Origin of the sequence: Parasegetibacter sp. NRK P23 (genome assembly GCF_023721715.1) — a bacterium.
GTDB lineage: Bacteria > Bacteroidota > Bacteroidia > Chitinophagales > Chitinophagaceae > Parasegetibacter.
Genome location: NZ_JAMDLG010000001.1, coordinates 2,095,521 through 2,112,856, shown reverse-complemented (window position 1 = coordinate 2,112,856; position 17,336 = coordinate 2,095,521). Strand labels below are relative to the sequence as shown.

18 protein-coding genes are annotated in these 17,336 nt (G+C 49.2%); 10 read left to right on the top strand and 8 right to left on the bottom strand.

The window, feature by feature from the left end; all coding sequences use genetic code 11:
* Positions 1–60: 60 nt before the first annotated feature.
* From M4J38_RS08580 to topA, 3 genes are read right to left on the bottom strand one after another with little or no spacing between them, the layout of a single operon-like run.
* Positions 61–672 carry a hypothetical protein gene (locus M4J38_RS08580; RefSeq protein WP_251759139.1) on the bottom strand — a complete coding sequence of 204 codons (612 nt, stop codon included), beginning with the start codon at positions 670–672 and terminating at the stop codon, positions 61–63.
* Positions 672–1,544, bottom strand: coding sequence for a transglutaminase-like domain-containing protein (locus tag M4J38_RS08575; protein WP_251759138.1), 873 nt, complete (start codon positions 1,542–1,544; stop codon positions 672–674). Before M4J38_RS08575 ends, M4J38_RS08580 begins: the two co-directional genes overlap by 1 nt.
* Positions 1,545–1,559: 15 nt before the next feature.
* On the bottom strand, positions 1,560–4,151 hold the full coding sequence (topA, locus tag M4J38_RS08570; RefSeq protein WP_251759137.1) for a type I DNA topoisomerase: 2,592 nt from the start codon (positions 4,149–4,151) through the stop codon (positions 1,560–1,562).
* A 118-nt stretch (positions 4,152–4,269) separates the two neighbouring features.
* Here topA and pxpB point away from each other — a divergent pair, with 118 nt between their 5' ends.
* From pxpB to def, 8 genes are read left to right on the top strand one after another with little or no spacing between them, the layout of a single operon-like run.
* Positions 4,270–4,995 (top strand): 5-oxoprolinase subunit PxpB, encoded by a 726-nt coding sequence (pxpB, locus tag M4J38_RS08565; protein ID WP_251759136.1) that lies wholly within the window; start codon positions 4,270–4,272, stop codon positions 4,993–4,995.
* The gene (locus M4J38_RS08560) at positions 4,985–5,980 is read left to right on the top strand and encodes a biotin-dependent carboxyltransferase family protein (RefSeq protein ID WP_251759135.1); all 996 of its coding nucleotides are present in this window, start codon (positions 4,985–4,987) and stop codon (positions 5,978–5,980) included. The genes pxpB and M4J38_RS08560 overlap by 11 nt, the downstream gene beginning before the upstream one ends.
* Positions 5,971–6,690, top strand: a complete 720-nt coding sequence (locus M4J38_RS08555; RefSeq protein ID WP_251759134.1) for a 5-oxoprolinase subunit PxpA — start codon at positions 5,971–5,973, stop codon at positions 6,688–6,690. The genes M4J38_RS08560 and M4J38_RS08555 overlap by 10 nt, the downstream gene beginning before the upstream one ends.
* 7 nt (positions 6,691–6,697) lie before the next feature.
* The gene (locus tag M4J38_RS08550) at positions 6,698–7,870 is read left to right on the top strand and encodes an NRAMP family divalent metal transporter (RefSeq protein WP_251759133.1); all 1,173 of its coding nucleotides are present in this window, start codon (positions 6,698–6,700) and stop codon (positions 7,868–7,870) included.
* An 18-nt stretch (positions 7,871–7,888) separates the two neighbouring features.
* Positions 7,889–8,425, top strand: a complete 537-nt coding sequence (locus M4J38_RS08545; protein WP_251759132.1) for an RNA methyltransferase — start codon at positions 7,889–7,891, stop codon at positions 8,423–8,425.
* Positions 8,418–9,344: a UbiA-like polyprenyltransferase gene (locus M4J38_RS08540; protein WP_251759131.1), complete on the top strand. Its 927-nt coding sequence runs from the start codon at positions 8,418–8,420 to the stop codon at positions 9,342–9,344. Before M4J38_RS08545 ends, M4J38_RS08540 begins: the two co-directional genes overlap by 8 nt.
* Before the next feature lie 9 nt (positions 9,345–9,353).
* Positions 9,354–9,764, top strand: coding sequence for a Holliday junction resolvase RuvX (ruvX, locus tag M4J38_RS08535; protein ID WP_251759130.1), 411 nt, complete (start codon positions 9,354–9,356; stop codon positions 9,762–9,764).
* 48 nt (positions 9,765–9,812) lie between these two features.
* Positions 9,813–10,391 (top strand): peptide deformylase, encoded by a 579-nt coding sequence (def, locus tag M4J38_RS08530; RefSeq protein WP_251759129.1) that lies wholly within the window; start codon positions 9,813–9,815, stop codon positions 10,389–10,391.
* Between the two features lie 521 nt (positions 10,392–10,912).
* Here def and M4J38_RS08525 read toward each other — a convergent pair.
* A complete protein-coding gene (locus M4J38_RS08525) occupies positions 10,913–11,989 on the bottom strand; it encodes an RluA family pseudouridine synthase (RefSeq protein WP_251759128.1) in 1,077 nt (358 codons plus the stop codon).
* Between the two features lie 19 nt (positions 11,990–12,008).
* On the opposite strand from M4J38_RS08525, the gene lipB reads away from it, so the two are divergent.
* Positions 12,009–12,740, top strand: coding sequence for a lipoyl(octanoyl) transferase LipB (lipB, locus tag M4J38_RS08520; protein ID WP_251759127.1), 732 nt, complete (start codon positions 12,009–12,011; stop codon positions 12,738–12,740).
* On the opposite strand, the gene M4J38_RS08515 is transcribed toward lipB, so the two are convergent.
* On the bottom strand, positions 12,737–13,588 hold the full coding sequence (locus tag M4J38_RS08515; protein ID WP_251759126.1) for a hypothetical protein: 852 nt from the start codon (positions 13,586–13,588) through the stop codon (positions 12,737–12,739). The genes lipB and M4J38_RS08515 overlap by 4 nt on opposite strands.
* Before the next feature lie 27 nt (positions 13,589–13,615).
* The gene (locus M4J38_RS08510) at positions 13,616–14,533 is read right to left on the bottom strand and encodes a 1-aminocyclopropane-1-carboxylate deaminase/D-cysteine desulfhydrase (RefSeq protein ID WP_251759125.1); all 918 of its coding nucleotides are present in this window, start codon (positions 14,531–14,533) and stop codon (positions 13,616–13,618) included.
* Between the two features lie 160 nt (positions 14,534–14,693).
* Between M4J38_RS08510 and M4J38_RS08505 the strand changes: the two genes are divergently transcribed.
* A complete protein-coding gene (locus M4J38_RS08505; RefSeq protein ID WP_251759124.1) occupies positions 14,694–15,593 on the top strand; it encodes a sugar phosphate nucleotidyltransferase in 900 nt (299 codons plus the stop codon).
* A gap of 74 nt (positions 15,594–15,667) precedes the next feature.
* On the opposite strand, the gene M4J38_RS08500 is transcribed toward M4J38_RS08505, so the two are convergent.
* Entirely contained in the window at positions 15,668–16,768 is a 1,101-nt protein-coding gene (locus M4J38_RS08500) for a S1C family serine protease (RefSeq protein WP_251759123.1), read from the bottom strand.
* A complete protein-coding gene (locus M4J38_RS08495; RefSeq protein WP_251759122.1) occupies positions 16,768–17,334 on the bottom strand; it encodes an RNA polymerase sigma factor in 567 nt (188 codons plus the stop codon). Before M4J38_RS08495 ends, M4J38_RS08500 begins: the two co-directional genes overlap by 1 nt.
* Positions 17,335–17,336 lie beyond the last annotated feature (2 nt).

Genomic DNA, 17,336 nt, shown 5'->3' with positions numbered 1-17,336 from the left:
CTTTCATTTAAACAAATAGTTTGTATGAAAGGCTAACGATTTAAACTGTTCCATTTGATCTCATCCCGTAATCGCAAACAATATTTTCACGACTATATATATAACCGCACCATTGGCCAGCATCCGCAATGCACCGGGCCAGGGTTTCCTTCCTGTAATACCGAACTTCCATGCGCCCACAACAGGCAGCAGTGCGGCTGCCACGGCGTGCAATTGCCAGGCATGCTGAATCCATCCGGAAGCATGCAGCAATGGAAGGGAACAACAGGCGAGTAACGCGAATACAAATGTACGAAGGAGTATAGGTACGATGGAACGGTGTTTTAACGGTGTGGCCCCGATGTTTTCACGGATCATCTCGTTCCACTTTAGCTGATCCAGCTCATGGTCCTTCACGGCTTCGTGGAGGATGTTTTCCTCCATATCCAGTGCGCGCATGAGTTGTGTCTCACGTGCAGCCTCACTTTCCCGGATTTCTTTTTTCCAGGCCAGCCATGCGCCCGCGCTCATCAGCAGCGCCACGAAGCATGAAAGTATGATCCCGCCGGTTAAAAAATGAGGAGTAAAGTCTGTATGGGCACTGGCAAAGCAATACCAGGCATAAGAGAGCAGCAACGATTCGGGAATCGTTACCAGTGCATCGGTTTGCCAGCCGGAACTTTGAATGGTCATTACGGGTGAACGATATTGGCGAGTTGCAGCAACTCTTCTTTCTTATACAGATTCTTCTCGTCCTCGAAGCATTTGGCGAGTTCTTCCAGCAGGTGCTGGATCACCCTTTTGTTGCTGAAGGGCTTGAAGTAAGAAACAGTGGGCGGAACGGATATCCGTTTAAAATAGGTTTCTATATCCTGTTGCGTATATACATGCCCGTTCATGGGGTCGATGTAGAACTGAATTTTATCTTCAGGCTCCTGCCGCATTTCTTCAAAATCAAATTCTGAATCGAAATAGGCGAGAATAAACTGGCGGGGGATATTGATCACTTTAATGGACACCTCCAGCATTTCGCAAAGGATGAGATACAGTATTCCGTTGCCCACCGGGTTGCCTTTTTTGGCATCCAGTACCTTGTTGATGAGGAAATCGTTGGGTTGCTGATAGGACGTTTCCAGTCCTTTCAGGTTAAAATAATTGTACAGGATAGTGCCCAGTACATTGGCCTGTTCCAGTGAAGTGAGGTAGGTATTGAGTTCGAGCCATACGTTTCGGCGTAGTTTTTCCACTTCCTGCAATACCTGGCTCACAACAAGATCCGGGTACTGAAAACGCGCGACCAGTATGGCACCGGAAAGCAGGTCGGGTTCCTTCATGGATGCCCATTGTGTGAAATCGGCCAGGAGGTCCTTATAATGCAGCCGGTGGATCAGCAGTTCAATACGTAATTGTACCGCTTCCTGGGGGGTATTTTCCCAAAGGTGCTCCAGGTTCGGAATGATAGGTTTTCCATAGCCCACGATCCTGTTCGCCACCGTACTGAAAACTTCTTCATCGGGGTCGTCTATCAAATGAAAAAGGGCCGATATTTCTTTCGTTTCATTCATGCGCGCTGTAAACGTTTAGGCCTTCTTTTTGGGTGCGGCCTTTTTAGGAGCTGTTTTTTTCGCGGCTGCTTTCTTCGGGGCCGCTTTTTTGGCAGGGGCCTTTTTGGTAAAAGCATCCGGCAATTCAGCTTCAATCATCTTTTTAACTTCTTCCAGGCTGATCTCCGCGGCTTCTTCAGCGGTGTATTTCGTATTATCCGCTTTTCTACCCAATTTAAGCATCTTTTTACCGAAGCGTACAAAGGGGCCCCATCTTCCGTTCTCAATCGATATCTTCTCCGATGGCCACTGTTGTATGTACCTGTTCGCCTCTTTATCCAGTTTCTTTTCGATCAGTTCCCGGCAATCCGCCTGTGTAAGCTGGTCGAAATTGTATGCCCTGGGTATGTTGATGAAAAGATCGTTCCACTTGATGAATGGCCCGAACCTTCCCTTGCCTTTGGTAACGGGTTTGCCCTCGTACATGGCTATCGGGGCGTCCGCAAGTTCTTTTTCGCCGATCAGATGAATGGCGCGGTCAATGTCTACCGTCAGCGGGTCTTCTCCTTTTGGAAGGGAGATGTATTCCTCGCCCCATTTCACATACGGGCCGAACCTGCCTACATTCACTGAGACTTCTTTTTCCTTGTATTCCCCTAAGGTGAGCGGGAGTTTGAACAGGTCCATGGCTTCTTCCATGGAGATGGTTTCAATGCTCTGGTCCGTTTTCAGTTTGGCGAAGCGTGGTTTTTCTTCATCAGTGGCTTCCCCGATCTGTACCATGGGCCCATAACGTCCCATCCTGGCGATCACACGTTTGCCTGTTTCGGGTTCAATACCGAGTTCGCGTTCTCCTTTGGCACGTTCAGCGGTTTCAAGGGTTACCTCGATATCGCTGTGGAAGGGCCGGTAGAAGCTGTCGATCATTTTATTCCACTTCAGTTTGCCATCAGCGATCTCATCAAATTCTTCCTCGATTTTGGCCGTGAAGTTGTAGTCCATCACGTTTTTGAAATGTTGCTTCAGGAAATCGGTGACCACCATACCGAGGTCGGTGGGGAACAATTTTCCTTTTTCAGCACCGGTATTTTCAATGGAAACTTCCTTTTTAAGTTGGTTGCCCTTATCGAGGCGGATGATGTGCACTTCGCGTTTGATCCCGTCCTTATCGCGTTTCTCCACGTAATTGCGTTTCATGATCGTGGTGATCGTGGGCGCATAAGTGGAGGGGCGTCCAATGCCGAGTTCTTCCAGTTTTTTTACGAGTGATGCTTCCGTATAACGCGGAGCAGGGCGGGTGAATTTTTCAGTGGCCGTCATTTCCTCTAGGTCGAGCTGCTGGTTCACGGCCAGCGGTGGCAACATGCCTTCAGCGTCAGTATCCTCTTCTTCCTCATCTTTTCCTTCGGTATAAGCTTTGAGGAAACCATCGAACTTCAGCACTTCACCGGTGGCGGTAAGTTGCTCCCGGTTGGTGGAGATGTCAATTTTCGCGATGGTTTTTTCGAATTCCGCGTCACTCATTTGTGAGGCGATGGTTCTTTTCCAGATCAGGTCGTATAATCTTTTGGCGTCCGGATCATCTACGGTATGATTGCTCATGTAGGTGGGGCGGATGGCTTCGTGCGCTTCCTGCGCGCTTTCATTTTTATTCTTGTATTTCCTCGGCTGGTAATAATTGCCGCCATAGGAACGGTTGATCTCGTTCTTGATATCTTCCATGGCCGTATCGCTCAGGTTGATACTGTCCGTACGCATATAAGTGATGTTACCGCTTTCGTACAGTTTCTGCGCGAGCAACATCGTTCTGCTTACCCCATATCCCAGTTTCCTGGAGGCTTCCTGCTGAAGGGTGGAAGTGGTGAAAGGTGCAGCCGGCGTACGTTTGGCGGGCTTCACCTGGATGTCTGATACACGGTAATTCGCACCTTTACAGCTTTCGAGGAATTTTTCCGCGGTTTCAGGATTATTCAGTTTGGAAGGACCTTCGGCTTTGAAGGTTACTTTTTTACTGCTGATGTTGAGGGCGGAGAAGAAAGCTTCTATTTTATAACTGCTTTCGGGCAGGAAGTTATTGATCTCACGTTCCCTTTCCACGATGAGCCTTACGGCAACACTTTGCACCCTTCCGGCGCTGAGACTGCGTTGCATGCCTACTTTGCGCCAGAGTACGGGACTGAGTTCGAAGCCCACGAGCCTGTCGAGTACACGGCGGGCCTGTTGTGCATTCACCAGGTTAAGGTTGATGTGTCTTGGGTTGCTCACCGCTTTTTTAATGGCGGGTGCGGTAATTTCGTGGAAAACGATGCGTTTGGTAGTGGCCGGGTCGAGTCCCAGCACTTCCGCAAGGTGCCAGGATATACTTTCTCCTTCCCGGTCCTCATCCGATGCGAGCCAAACCTCATCGGCTTTTTTGGCAAGCTGACGCAGGTCGCGCACCACCTTTTCCTTTTCATCAGGAACGGTGTAACGGGGTTGATAATTATTGGCTATATCAATTCCCATATCATCTTTCTCCAAGTCGCGGATATGCCCGTAACAACTCTTCACCTCGAAATCTTTTCCCAGGATCTTCTCGATGGTTTTGGCTTTGGCCGGCGACTCCACGATCAGTAAATTCTTTGCCATATTCAATTATAATGATGAATTATGCCTCGCTTCGATGCAAGTTTAGTGTATAACGCCGAAAATAAAAAATTGCATCTGCTGCCGGGAGATTGTCTTAAATTCATGGCACCAACCCAATATGAGTAAAGAGTACGAAATATTTTCCCTTGGAGATCACAGCCTTACGCTCCAAACAGGGGATAAGATCAGCCTGCCGGTGAACGCGAAAATGGTGACCATGGCAGAGTGGTTGCGCCAGCAGCACATTACCGGACTGCAGGATGCTGTTCCATCTTACAATTCAGTTACTATTATATATGATGTGTACCCGATTCGTAAGTCAGGGGCGCAAGATGCGGCGGCGTTTATGCGGGAGCGGTTGGAAGATGCCTGGGAAAAAGCCATTCCTGCCCAGAGAACAGCATTGCCTGTAAACCGGCTCCCTGTTTGTTACGAAGAACCATATTGCCTGGATAAACAGGAAGTAATGCAGGCCACAGCGCTGCATTGGGAGGAAATCGTACAACTGCATTCGGAAAGAGTGTACCAGGTATTCCTGCTCGGCTTCCTGCCCGGCTTTCCCTATATGGGTGTGCTGCCCGACGTACTGAAAGTGGCCAGGAAAGAAACGCCGCGCCAGCAGGTGCCGGCGGGCAGCGTGGGGATAGCCGCGGGACAAACGGGTATTTATCCCGTCAGTTCTCCGGGTGGATGGTGCATACTGGGTTGTACGCCCGTTCCCATGTTCGATCCTTCCCTGGACCACCCCACTTATTTCGCCGCAGGCGACCAGGTGCAGTTTTACCCTATTTCAGCAGAGGAATTCAGGACGATAAAAGAAAAACACAGGCCCGATGAGCATTAAAGTGATCAGACAAGGCGTGCTGGATACGCTGCAGGATACCGGGAGGTACGGCTTTCAGCATTGGGGCATCAATCCCGGGGGCGCCGTGGACCGCTACGCGGCACGGGTAGTGAACCTGCTGGTAGGGAATCCCATGAATGAAACGGTGATCGAAATGCACTTTCCTTCCGGCCAGTTCCTTTTTGAGAAAGATGCGCTCATCGCCATTGGTGGCGCGGAATGGCAACCCTTCCTCAACGACCGCCCACTGCCAGTGTGGCAACCCGTTATCGTGCGGCGAAATACCATTCTTCAGTTCAGGGGCGGCGGCTCCGGCATGCGTGGTTATCTTGCGATCGCCGGCGGCATTGAAGCCGAAAGCTGGCTCGGCAGTACCGGAACGGGTTTGAGCATTGGCAAAGGAGGTTTCAGGGGCCGCAAGTTGCAAAACGGAGATGCGATCATTTTCAAAGAATGTGAAATCGACTGGCAAACCTGGGTACACGATGATCATCTGCTCCAAACCCTCCCCTGGAAGGCCAATGTGGCACCCGTGTACCACAACCCGAATACACTTTTCTTCACGCGGGGAAAAGAATGGGATACGTTAACCGAAACATCGCGCTATGCCGTATCCTCACAGGGTTTTATGGTAAAACCAGCATCCGATAGAATGGGGTACCAGTTACAGGGACCCGCACTGAAAAGAGTATACGAGGAAGAGTTGATTTCTTCCGCCGTTACTTCGGGCACCATCCAACTGCTGCCTTCGGGACAACTCATTATTCTCGCCGCCGATCATCAGACCACCGGAGGATACCCAAGGGTTGGACATATCATCAGCGCGCATCTTCCCAAACTTGCACAGCTTAAACCCGGACAGTTTGTTCGTTTCCATACCGCTGAACTGTCTGTGGCAGAAAAACTCTGTTATGCCATGGAGCAGGAACTGCACATCCTTCAGGCCGCGACAGACGCGCATCTTAAACAATACAAATGCAGGTAGACATCAATTGCGATATGGGCGAAGGAATGCCCAACGATGCCGCGCTCATGCCCTATATTCATTCCGCCAATATCGCCTGTGGCCGCCATGCCGGGAGCCTGGAGCTGATGGAACATACCATGCGGCTTTGCCACGCTTTCCAGGTAAACATCGGGGCGCATCCTGGTTTCGATGACAAGGAGCATTTTGGCAGAAAAGAAATGAGACTTGAAAGAAACGAACTGTACGAATTGTTTTACCGCCAGGTTAAAGAAGCTTTTGAAATGGCCGTGAAACTTGGTTTGAAACTGCACCACGTAAAACCGCACGGCGCGCTGTACAATATGGCCGCGGAGAACAGGGAAATGGCCGCAACGCTTGCTGAAGCAACCATGCAGGTTGATCCCGATCTTGTTTTCTATGGACTTAGCGGCAGTTGTATGATAGCTGCAGCGGAAGCTGTGGGATTAAGAACCGCCAATGAAGTATTCGCAGACAGGAATTATTCATCAAACGGGAAATTGCTGCCGAGGTCACACCCCAATGCGGTCATCAATGAGCCGGAGGCGGCGCTTATACATGCGCGTAGTATGATTTTCAGCAAAGAAATTCATACATCCGAAGGAACAATAATTTCGGTGGAAGCCGATACGCTTTGTCTCCATGGTGACCATCCCGCTGCGCTGGACATTGCTCGCGCTTTACATTCATCTCTAATAAATCCTTCCTGAAAAGGTTATGACAATAAAAAAAACAACGCCGTTCTGGGGTGCGGCATTTCTTATGGCCACTTCGGCCATTGGTCCGGGTTTCATTACCCAAACCACCCTTTTTACCAAAGAACTGCTCACCTCATTTGGGTTCGTGATACTTGTTTCGGTGCTGCTGGACATTGTGGCGCAACTGAACATCTGGCGCATCGTTACTGTGGCCGAACAAAAGGCGCCAGATATCGTGAACAGGGTTTTGCCCGGTATGGGCACTGTTTTATCGATACTGATCGTGGCCGGTGGACTGGTTTTCAACATCGGGAACTTCGCGGGAACGGGGATGGGATTAGAGGCGTTGGCCGGTATCCCTGTAAAAACTGGTGTACTCATCAGCGCTGTTATCGCCACCATAATATTTTCTTTGAAAGATGCCAGTAAAGCGCTGGACTGGTTCACCAAAATACTTGGCGTTACCATGATCGGTATGATGATTTTTGTACTAAGCGGCGTTTCCATTCCCGGAACCGCGGTTTTGAAAGGATTTGTATTGCCTGAACAAACGAGCGCCAGGGCCATTGTTACATTGGTGGGCGGAACCGTAGGCGGTTACATCAGTTTCGCCGGAGCGCACCGCTTATTGGAAGCGGGTGTGAAGGGTGTATCCGCTGTTCCGGAAGTAACCCGGAGCAGTGTAAGGGGCATCCTGCTCGCCACAGTAATGCGCTGTTTGTTGTACCTGGTGGCTTTGGGTGTGGTGCTGGCCGGTGCGAACCTGGAGGGCGGGGCCAATCCCGCTGCCATGGTATTCCAGTTTGCGATGGGGGATGCCGGCAGGATGATTTTCGGTTTTATCCTTTGGGCCGCGGCCATTACTTCTGTTGTGGGATGCGCTTATACCTCCATCAGTTTTCTCCGCTCTGTTCACCCGGTAATCGACAAGAGTTATCGTACTATAACATTGGTATTCATTTGGTTGTCTGCGCTTGCCTTTATTTTTATCGGAAACCCGGTTCAGGTATTGGTTTGGGCGGGCACCATGAACGGATTCATTCTTCCGGTAGCGGTGGCCCTGCTCTTAATTGGCGTGCACCAAGGTAAAGTGCTCCCGGCAAATTATAAGTATCCCAACTGGCTCCTGTACGCGGGCTGGACCCTGGTCGCCTTTCTCACCTGGATGATCATTCAGATTTTAGCGGGTTAAAGGCTTAACTTTGCGCCCATGCGAAAATTGAGTATGGATGAACTGGGGCGTAAAACCGTCCAGGAATTCCGTCTTTCCGAAAAAACACCGTTGGTATTGGTGCTCGACAATGTGCGGAGTATGCACAACGTGGGCAGCATATTCAGAACGGCCGATGCCTTCCTGCTGGAAAGTATCGTACTGTGCGGCTACACGCCGCAGCCACCGCACCGCGATATCCATAAAACCGCCTTGGGCGCCACGGAAACCGTGCAATGGCGTTATGCCGCTTCATTAAAAGAGGCAGTGGAAGAACTGATTAATAACGGCTATAAAGTTTGGGCGATAGAACAGGCGGAAGGCAGTAGGATGCTGAATGAATTTGAACCGGAAGCAGGAGAGAAGCTGGCCCTGATACTGGGCAATGAAGTGGAGGGCGTTCAGGCTTCCGTATTACCTTTGTGCGAAGGCTGTATTGAAGTGCCGCAGCTGGGTATGAAACATTCCCTCAATGTTTCGGTTACAGCGGGCATCGTGGCATGGGATCTTTTTTCAAAAATCAGGAGCAATGCGTAGTAAGGTCAACAGTTATTTATCCCTCATCAAATTTTCGCATACCATTTTCGCGTTGCCGTTTGCGATCATAGGTTTTTTTCTGGCAACGGCGGAGCCGGTAAAATTGTGGCTCGCCAATGTCTTCCATGCGGATGCAACGCATTCGTCCTGGCATTTTGAAGGCCCCAAACCTTTGTGGGTAACCTTCCTGCTCGTATTGCTCTGTATGGTGTTCGCCCGCAGCGCCGCCATGGCATTCAACCGCTGGCTCGATAAACATTTCGACGCGAAGAATCCCAGAACGGCCATCCGTGAGATTCCGGCGGGTATCATTTCGGCCAACAGCGCTTTGTTGTTCGTGATCCTGAATTGCATTGGGTTCGTGGTTACCACCTGGTTCATCAACCCGCTTTGTTTTTACCTGTCTTTTGTGGCTTTGTTCGTGATTCTGTTTTACAGTTATACCAAACGCTTCACACCTTTGTGCCACCTGGTGCTGGGGTTGGGGCTTTCCCTGGCGCCTATCGGGGCCTATCTTGCGGTAACCGGCGTCTTTCATATTGTACCTGTGTTGTTTTCATTGGTAGTGTTGTGCTGGGTAAGTGGATTCGATATTATCTATGCGTTGCAGGATGAGGAGTTCGACCGTTCCCAGGAACTGCATTCGATCCCGGTTTGGCTGGGCAGGAAGAACGCGCTCCGGTTCTCTGAACTATTGCATGTGGTGGCTGGAATTCTTGTTGTAAGCATTGGGTTCGTTGGCCATTTTCATCTCCTGTACTGGTTGGGGACAGCGTTGTTTACTGGTATGCTGGTTTACCAGCACTCCATTGTTAAACCGGATGATCTTTCCAGGGTGAACATCGCTTTTATGACCGCGAACGGCATTGCCAGCGTGGCTTTCGCCGTTTTTGTAGTGAGCGATATGCTTGTTTTTTAAACTGAAATTATGTCGAGGATACTCTCAATAGATTATGGCGGAAAAAGAACTGGCATCGCGGTTACCGACCCCCTGCGCATCATCGCGACCGGGCTCACCACCATTCCTTCCCAGGAACTGATCCCTTTCCTGAAAAAATATTTCCAGCAGGAGCAGGTGGGGCAGATCATTATCGGGGAACCGAAAAACTGGGACGATTCCGATACACATGCCACGCCACTAGTGGAAGCCGCGATTAAAAAGTTGCAGAAGGAATTCCCCCATATTCCCCTCGAAAGGGTGGATGAGCGCTACACGTCAAAGATGGCCGTCCAAACCATGATCGACAGTGGCCTGAAAAAAAAAGCCAGAAGGAACAAAGCCCTGGTGGACGAAATAGCCGCCACCATTCTGTTACAGGAGTATATGAACAGGATGTAACCGCTCCACTCTCCAAAAAATAGTACCTTTGCCCATTAAGATTAATCTATGATTTTACCGATCGTTGCTTACGGATTGCCGGTGTTGAGAAAAATTGCTGATGACATCACAAAAGATTATCCCGGACTTGAAAAACTGATCGCCGATATGTGGGAAACCATGTACGCCAGCAACGGCGTAGGTCTCGCCGCGCCCCAGATCAATAAGCCCATCCGCCTTTTCGTGGTGGACAGCGCCCAGATATTTGAAAGCCAGGAAGAAGATGAAAAAGGAGAATACCCGGACGAACCAGGTATCAGGGAAACCTTCATCAACGCGAAAATCACTACTTATGAAGGAGAAGAATGGGCCTACAGTGAAGGCTGCCTCAGCATCCCCAAAGTAAGGGAAGATGTGTACCGCCCCGCAACGATCACCATGGAATACCTCGACGTGAATTTTCAACCCCAGGTAAAAACGTTCAATGGCCTTACCGCACGTATCATCCAGCACGAATACGACCACATCGAAGGGAAACTGTTTATCGACTATCTGAAGCCCTTAAAAAGAAAATTGCTGAAAGGTAAGCTGGACGATATTTCTAAAGGGAAGATACGGGTGGATTACAGGATGGTGTTCCCTAAATAGGGTTCACACGACTTCTTCGTTCCTCGGAGCCACGCGATTGCTTTGTGCTGCGCACTGCGCAACGCAAAGGAGCGGAGACGCAAAGTCTTGTTTGTGTTTGGACAGATTATTTCGGATATATTTTTTCTCGCTACGACGCCACGGCGCAACGTTAGAGCGCTATTTAATTTCTTGTTGAGGTTGTTTAATAACAGCAGGTAATTAATTAAATATATTGGAAGAGCCACAGAAAAAAGTAAAGGTTCTTATAAAATAAATTGATTCTAAAAAATCAACCATTCCCAACTGAACAGTTCGTCGCGCCGTGGCGTCGTTGCGTGAAACAAAAAATTCAACAAGCAACACCTCAACCGCTCTTTGCGCCCTTGCTCCCTTGCAGTGCGCAGCACAAAGCAATCGCGTGATAAACTGCTACCGAAACTAAACCAGCTCAAATACAAACAAGGCTTTGCGTCTCCGCTCCCTTGCGTCTTTGCGAGAAACGAATCAATCATGTAACTGCGAGGAACGAAGCAGAAAAACTACTCCGGCAGATTCCCCGGCTTCACCTTCGCATACCCACGCCACTTCTCAATCACCCTTTCCATATCCTGCGGAATCTCGCTGTTGAACAGGATAAACTCCTTCGTGCCCGGATGCACAAAACCGAGTTCCTTCGCGTGCAACGCGTGCCGTGGGCATATTTCGAAGCAGTTGTCCACGAACTGTTTGTATTTACTGAACACTGTACCTTTCACGATCTTATCGCCGCCGTAAAAATCATCGTTGAAAAGCGGGTGCCCCAGGTGTTTCATGTGCACGCGGATCTGGTGGGTTCTTCCTGTTTCCAGTCTGCATTCTACCAGTGTTACGTAACCGAAGCGTTCCAGCACTTTGTAATGCGTGATGGCATCTTTACCATATTCACCTTCAGGATAGGCTTCAAATAATTTCCGGAAGCGCTGGTGACGGCCCACATGCGCGATGATGGTGCCTTCATCTTCCTGCACATCTCCCCAAACAAGGGCAATGTACCGGCGGTGTACGGTATGATCGAAGAATTGTTTGGCCAGTGAGCTCACTGCTTTGGAAGTTTTCGCCAATACCATCAGTCCGCTGGTGTTCTTGTCGATGCGGTGTACCAGGCCGAAGCGGGGCAGTGTTTCTTCGCTGATGGCTTTGTTCTGCTGCTGCAGGTACCAGGCTACGCCGTTGATGAGCGTGCCAGATCTGTTGCCGGAGCCGGGATGCACCACCAGTCCGGCGGGTTTATTGATGATAATGATATCCTCATCTTCATGGAAGATGTTGAGGGGCATCTCTTCCGGGATAATTTCTTCGCCAATGTGTTCGCGGTCGGAATAGACCACGATCTCCATGTTCGCCTTCACTTTAAAATTCGATTTCACCTGCTTACCATCTACCAGTACCCTGCCGGCTTCAATGGCCTGTTGCACTTTGTTGCGCGTGGCGCCTTCGATCCGGTTCATCAGGAACTTATCTATGCGGTAAGGCTCCTGTCCCTTATTGGTTACAATAGTCTGGCGTTCATACAGTTCTTCTGAACTTTCCTGCAAATCCTTATCATCATCCATCATCAGCGTGAATTTAGTGGGCATCCTTTAACTTTGCAATATTATGAAGGAAAGCCGACTTATTCACCTTACCGACCTGGGCAGAAAGGAATACAAGGAAACATGGGATCTTCAGGAGGCGATTTTGAAGGAAAACCTGGACGTTAAAGCGAGCGCCCGCGAGGAAGGTATTACGGACCCCAATCTCGTGCCAACAAAACACCAGGTTTTACTGGTGGAACACCCCCCGGTATATACGTTGGGAAAAAGCGGCCACATGGAACATGTGCTGATATCTGAGGAAGAGCAGCGGGAGAAAGGGATTTCTTTCTTCAAAATAAACAGGGGCGGGGACATCACTTTTCACGGACCCGGACAATTGGTGGGCTACCCCATACTCGATCTTGAAAAATTTTATACCGATATCGGAAAGTACCTCCGCAACCTGGAAGAAGTGGTGATTCGTGTAATGGCGGATTACGGCTTGAAAGGTGAACGCTCGCCTGGTGAAACCGGCGTTTGGCTGGATGCCTCCATTAAGGGGAAAGAACGTAAAATTTGCGCGATGGGCGTGCGTTGCAGCCGATGGATCACCATGCACGGTTTCGCCTTTAATGTGAATACCGACCTTTCTTACTTTAATTATATCGTGCCCTGCGGTATCCAGGATAAAGCGGTGACCTCTCTTCAAAAAGAACTGGGGCGCGAACTGGATATGGAAGAAGTGAAATCCAAATGGAAACACTACTTCAGCGAAGTGTTCGAAGTTGCTTACGCGGAGCAGGTGATGGCCTAGAAATCTTTCGGGATATACAACTTGTGCCGTTCCTTCAACTTATCGCCCTCAAACAATTCAAACCAGTACCAGCCCGATTTTATAAAGTTCGCCTTATCCAATGTGAGCGTTCCGGCTTTGATCTTTTCCAGTTCAAAAAGGAAATCGTTGGTGTCAAACTCGAAGAACCGCACTTTATAGGGTTGTTGCAGCGGCGGTAGGGAAAGCTGAACATTTCCGTCTTTTCCGGTGAATACGTACAGGGATGGCCTGTACACTTCTTTGGGCACGAACGGCCTGATCTGCAAGGTGTCTTTTGTGAGGAACAGTAACGTATCTTTTGTTCTGTACAATACGGAATCACGGAACCTTTTCAATTGGGAATCGTAGATCATCCCCGCCAGGGAATCCTTCACTTTAATGTACACCGGCTGACCGGTGGAAGGAGGGAGATTGGTAGCCCCCTGACCCGGAATCCGTCCTGTGGAAACATTACCCGTGGTAATATTGGATGGTTCCTGGGTTGAACTTGTATCCAGTACGGCCTTTTGGGGAGTAGAGAAAACATATTTCCCACTGTCCAGGAGGATATACAAACGATAATACATGCTGTCGTGCGGGGCGGAAACATCCATGAACCCGTTTTCCGGAAGGTTCGGATCGGGTAATGTAAGAATAGATTTATAAGGATTTTTTCCCGTAGGCGATCGTTGGATGGTCAACTGCCGCACGTTGGGGTACTGGTTGCGCCAACTGATCACGGGTTTGCCCTTTTCTCTTTTTTTAACGGAGAAGTCTGGTAAGGTATCCTGCCCGTAAGAAAGGGTTACACTGAAAACTAAAACGAGAATTGCCCAAAGCCTTTGCATGGGCACAAAGATAAGGTTTTGCTTCGCTCAGAAAAGTAGTGTGCCCGCCGGAAGGGAACGGTTGCCCTGTAAGCCGCCGCAATGAACGGCCAGTACCTTTGCCCCGTGTGGAAAACATCCTTTGTTAAATAAATCTGAAACGCCCGCCATGAGTTTCGCCGAGTACACGATATCTGTCGGAATAGAAGTTTCGCGGTAGAATTGGTTCATGAAATCAATCAGTTCAGGTGGAAATTTTCCATAGCCGCCAAAGCTATACCTGGTTTCCAGTTCAAAACGTACGGGTATATCTCTTGCCGGAACAAGGGCTTCCACCATTTCTCTGATGCCATCCGCTTTTTTAAATACGGAAAATCCTATGGCGGTCTGGTGCGCGGCACAGGCGGAAGCGATCCCGGCCAGCATGGTTCCGGTACCAATGGAGCAACAGATATGGGTGTAGGTATGGAAGGCTGGAACGGTATTTACAATGGTAGCGGCGCCATGAACGCCCGCGGCATCGGCGGCGCCTTCCGGAATGCGGTGGTAACCGGGGAATTGTTGCTGAAGGGAAGCTATGGCCACTAATTCATCTTTATGCGCATATTCCTCCCGGGAGAGAAAAAACAGCTGCATCCCATAATTTAGACAATCTTTCAACGTTTGAGAAAGCGCTGAAAAGGGGAGCTGCTCACCACGGACAATGCCGGCGGAAGGCAACTTCAACTGCCGGGCCGCATAGGCCACGGCAACGAGGTGATTGGACCAGGCGCCGCCATAGGTAACCAGTCCGGTGGCTTTTGCCGTAACCGCCAGGTGCAGGTGCTCTTTCAGTTTGAACCATTTGTTGCCGGAAATAACCGGGTGAAGTTCGTCCAATCGCAGTACATCCACACCTCCGGAAAAATTTTGCGCAATGGTTTGAACCGGGAGCTTTGAGGGGAAATGAAGGTATGGGAGCGACATATATGGAAAGTTTTTAAACGCTAAGTACGATATTTTTTTATTTTCGTTCCGCTTACTGCAAGGCCCTAGTTAATTTAACCAATCATAAAACGCATTGCCCATGCTATTTTATTACACAGCACAATAGCCGGGTAACGCAAACCAAAAGAAAAAACAGCAGATGAAACCAACCTTATTGATCCTGGCGGCAGGAATGGCCTCCAGGTATGGAAGTTTGAAACAGATAGCAGGTTTTGGTCCTTCAGGTGAAACCATTATGGATTACTCTATTTATGATGCCATCCGCGCCGGTTTCGGCAAAGTGGTGTTCATCATCCGCAAGGATTTCGCCCAGGATTTCAAAGATATATTCGAACCCCGTTTGAAGGGAAAGATCGAGATCGACTACGTTTTCCAGGAGATGTCCGCTCATATGGGCGACTTCCAGGTGCCCGAAGGGCGCACCAAACCATGGGGAACAGCCCATGCCGTATTGTGCGCCCGCGAAGTGGTGAAAGAACCTTTCGCCGTCATCAACGCGGATGATTTTTATGGCCGTGACGCATTCGAGAAAGCCTATAAGTTCCTTACGGAAGATTGCAGTCCTTCCAGGTATGCCATCATTGGCTATGAACTCGCCAATACACTTTCCGACCACGGAACAGTGAGCAGGGGCGTGGTAAAACTGGACGAAAAAGGCGATATGGCCGGCATCAATGAACGCACCAAGATCGCCCGCTTCGATGGAAAGATCAAATATGAAGACAATGGCGTGCAGTATGAAGTGCCCGAAGATTCTAAGGTTTCCATGAACTTCTGGTGTTTCGACGACGGCGTTTTTGGTGTATCTGAAAAAATGTTCCAGCAGTTCCTCGCCGGAAATATTGAGGACCCAAAATCAGAGTTCTTCATTCCCATCGTGGCCGATCAGTATGTAAAAGAGGGTATGGGTGTTGTAAATGTAATTCCCACCTCGGCACAGTGGTTCGGGGTTACTTATAAGGAAGACGCGCCGGTGGTGCAGCAGTCCATCAACGACCTGGTGGCTTCAGGAGAATATCCATCCAATCTCTGGGCCTGATAAGCCTGGTGCTTTATAAAAAAAGTCCCGGTTCATCTGATGAACCGGGACTTTTTTCTTTAATGCAGCGCTGATTAGTAACTCTTCACGATAAACACACATTCTTCCATCTTCCTGATCTGTTCTACTCTTGAAAGGTGTTTCACGTGTGATACCGTATTTACTTTTACTTTACCGTAATTGCTGTTCTCTTTCAACGCGTCCAGCGCATTGAAGATGTTCTTGGATTTCACCGCGAACACCACGCCTTCGGCCGTGGTTTGTTTGCCACTCACCACCCCGATCACTTCTCCGTGGTTATTGAACAACGGCGCACCAGAGTTACCCGGATTGGCAGCGATAGCTACCTGGTAAGAAATCGTATCTCCGTTGTAACCGGTTTTCGCACTTAAATAACCTTTATCATACACGATTTCCGGACGGGGGAAGCCCAATGTGAATACTTCTTCTCCGATATCCGCGGGTTTGTTGCGGAGACCGTAGGGCAGTGATTTCACGGGCGTAAAACGCTTATCGTCTATTTTGAGAATGGCCACGTCGGTCTTATCGTTCACATGTACCACGGCGGCTTTAAAGAATTCTCCTTTGGTATTTTCCACATACACCGAATCTGCCATCTTCACTACGTGCACATTGGTTACGAGGTAGCCAGATCCGTCTACGAGAAAGCCTGTACCATCCCTTTTGGAGGGGGCCATTTTGATGCCGGCTTCTTTTTCTTTCAATTCACTATCCAGCTTATCCACCTTCAACTTGGTGCGGTTGAGCTCTATCGAAAGTTGCTTTACCTCAGATTGCGGAATTTTGGCGGAAGGAGAGAAGAGGTTTACCAATCCACTCATGGCGATGGCCGTAATACCTGCGATGGTCGCGGCAACAGAGATGGTTTTATGGTTCCGGTGCCAGAATTGCACGAGCTTACCTTTAGCGGGAGCCTCGGCTTTTTTGAATGCGCCGGCTTCTTCCAGTTCATGGTGCACCTGGTGCAGGTTCGACCTGAAATGGCTGTGGTCAGCATATTCTTCCATTTCACGGAGGAAAAGCTGGTGTTCCACTACCAGTTGGTCCACATCCGGGGAATCCTGACGTAGTTTTTCGAACATGGCTTTCTCTTCACCGTTCATTTCGTTCCGGAGGTATCTTTCCACAGCATCCAAGAGTATCAGTTCATCCATCACACGTCATTTTTATATTGAGCGAAGAATATTTTCTTCAATCGGGTCAAACATTTGTACTTCTGGTTCTTCGCGTTATCGGCATTGGTATAACCAAAATGAGCGGCAATTTCCGCCATTGGTTGCTTTTCCATGTAATACGCTTTCAAAAGGCTCCGGCAAGGTTCTCCCAGGTGATCGAGCGAATTTTCCATGATCCGGAACGATTCCTGCTTTTTATCGTGCATTTCTGCGTCTTCTTCCACCGATATGGTTTCTTCCGCGTAAGCGATATCACCCGTGAAAGGTTTGATTTGCTGTAATCTTTTCAGCCACAATCTTTTAGCGACAGAATAGAGGTAGGTTCTTATCTGGCAATGCAATTCAAAAGAGCCTGAACGTACTTTTTCAAATAAAACCACCAGCGCCTCCTGGAATATGTCCCTCGCGTCGTCGGCACTTCCGTTGTTGTTGATTATCAATGTCTGGATCACATTGTAATGCGAACGGTAAATACTTTCAACGGCCTTTCTGTCGTTCTGCGCCAACCCTTCCAATAAATGTTGTTCGTTATGATCCGTTTTCACAA

Coding starts and splice junctions, on each gene's coding strand:
- M4J38_RS08515 (WP_251759126.1), bottom strand. CDS start 13,588: ATGCAAAGGCTTTGGGCAATTCTCGTTTTAGTTTTCAGTGTAACCCTT.
- M4J38_RS08555 (WP_251759134.1), top strand. CDS start 5,971: ATGCAGGTAGACATCAATTGCGATATGGGCGAAGGAATGCCCAACGAT.
- def (WP_251759129.1), top strand. CDS start 9,813: ATGATTTTACCGATCGTTGCTTACGGATTGCCGGTGTTGAGAAAAATT.
- M4J38_RS08545 (WP_251759132.1), top strand. CDS start 7,889: ATGCGAAAATTGAGTATGGATGAACTGGGGCGTAAAACCGTCCAGGAA.
- M4J38_RS08510 (WP_251759125.1), bottom strand. CDS start 14,533: ATGTCGCTCCCATACCTTCATTTCCCCTCAAAGCTCCCGGTTCAAACC.
- M4J38_RS08540 (WP_251759131.1), top strand. CDS start 8,418: ATGCGTAGTAAGGTCAACAGTTATTTATCCCTCATCAAATTTTCGCAT.
- lipB (WP_251759127.1), top strand. CDS start 12,009: ATGAAGGAAAGCCGACTTATTCACCTTACCGACCTGGGCAGAAAGGAA.
- M4J38_RS08550 (WP_251759133.1), top strand. CDS start 6,698: ATGACAATAAAAAAAACAACGCCGTTCTGGGGTGCGGCATTTCTTATG.
- M4J38_RS08580 (WP_251759139.1), bottom strand. CDS start 672: ATGACCATTCAAAGTTCCGGCTGGCAAACCGATGCACTGGTAACGATT.
- ruvX (WP_251759130.1), top strand. CDS start 9,354: ATGTCGAGGATACTCTCAATAGATTATGGCGGAAAAAGAACTGGCATC.
- M4J38_RS08560 (WP_251759135.1), top strand. CDS start 4,985: ATGAGCATTAAAGTGATCAGACAAGGCGTGCTGGATACGCTGCAGGAT.
- topA (WP_251759137.1), bottom strand. CDS start 4,151: ATGGCAAAGAATTTACTGATCGTGGAGTCGCCGGCCAAAGCCAAAACC.
- M4J38_RS08525 (WP_251759128.1), bottom strand. CDS start 11,989: ATGCCCACTAAATTCACGCTGATGATGGATGATGATAAGGATTTGCAG.
- M4J38_RS08575 (WP_251759138.1), bottom strand. CDS start 1,544: ATGAATGAAACGAAAGAAATATCGGCCCTTTTTCATTTGATAGACGAC.
- pxpB (WP_251759136.1), top strand. CDS start 4,270: ATGAGTAAAGAGTACGAAATATTTTCCCTTGGAGATCACAGCCTTACG.
- M4J38_RS08505 (WP_251759124.1), top strand. CDS start 14,694: ATGAAACCAACCTTATTGATCCTGGCGGCAGGAATGGCCTCCAGGTAT.
- M4J38_RS08500 (WP_251759123.1), bottom strand. CDS start 16,768: ATGGATGAACTGATACTCTTGGATGCTGTGGAAAGATACCTCCGGAAC.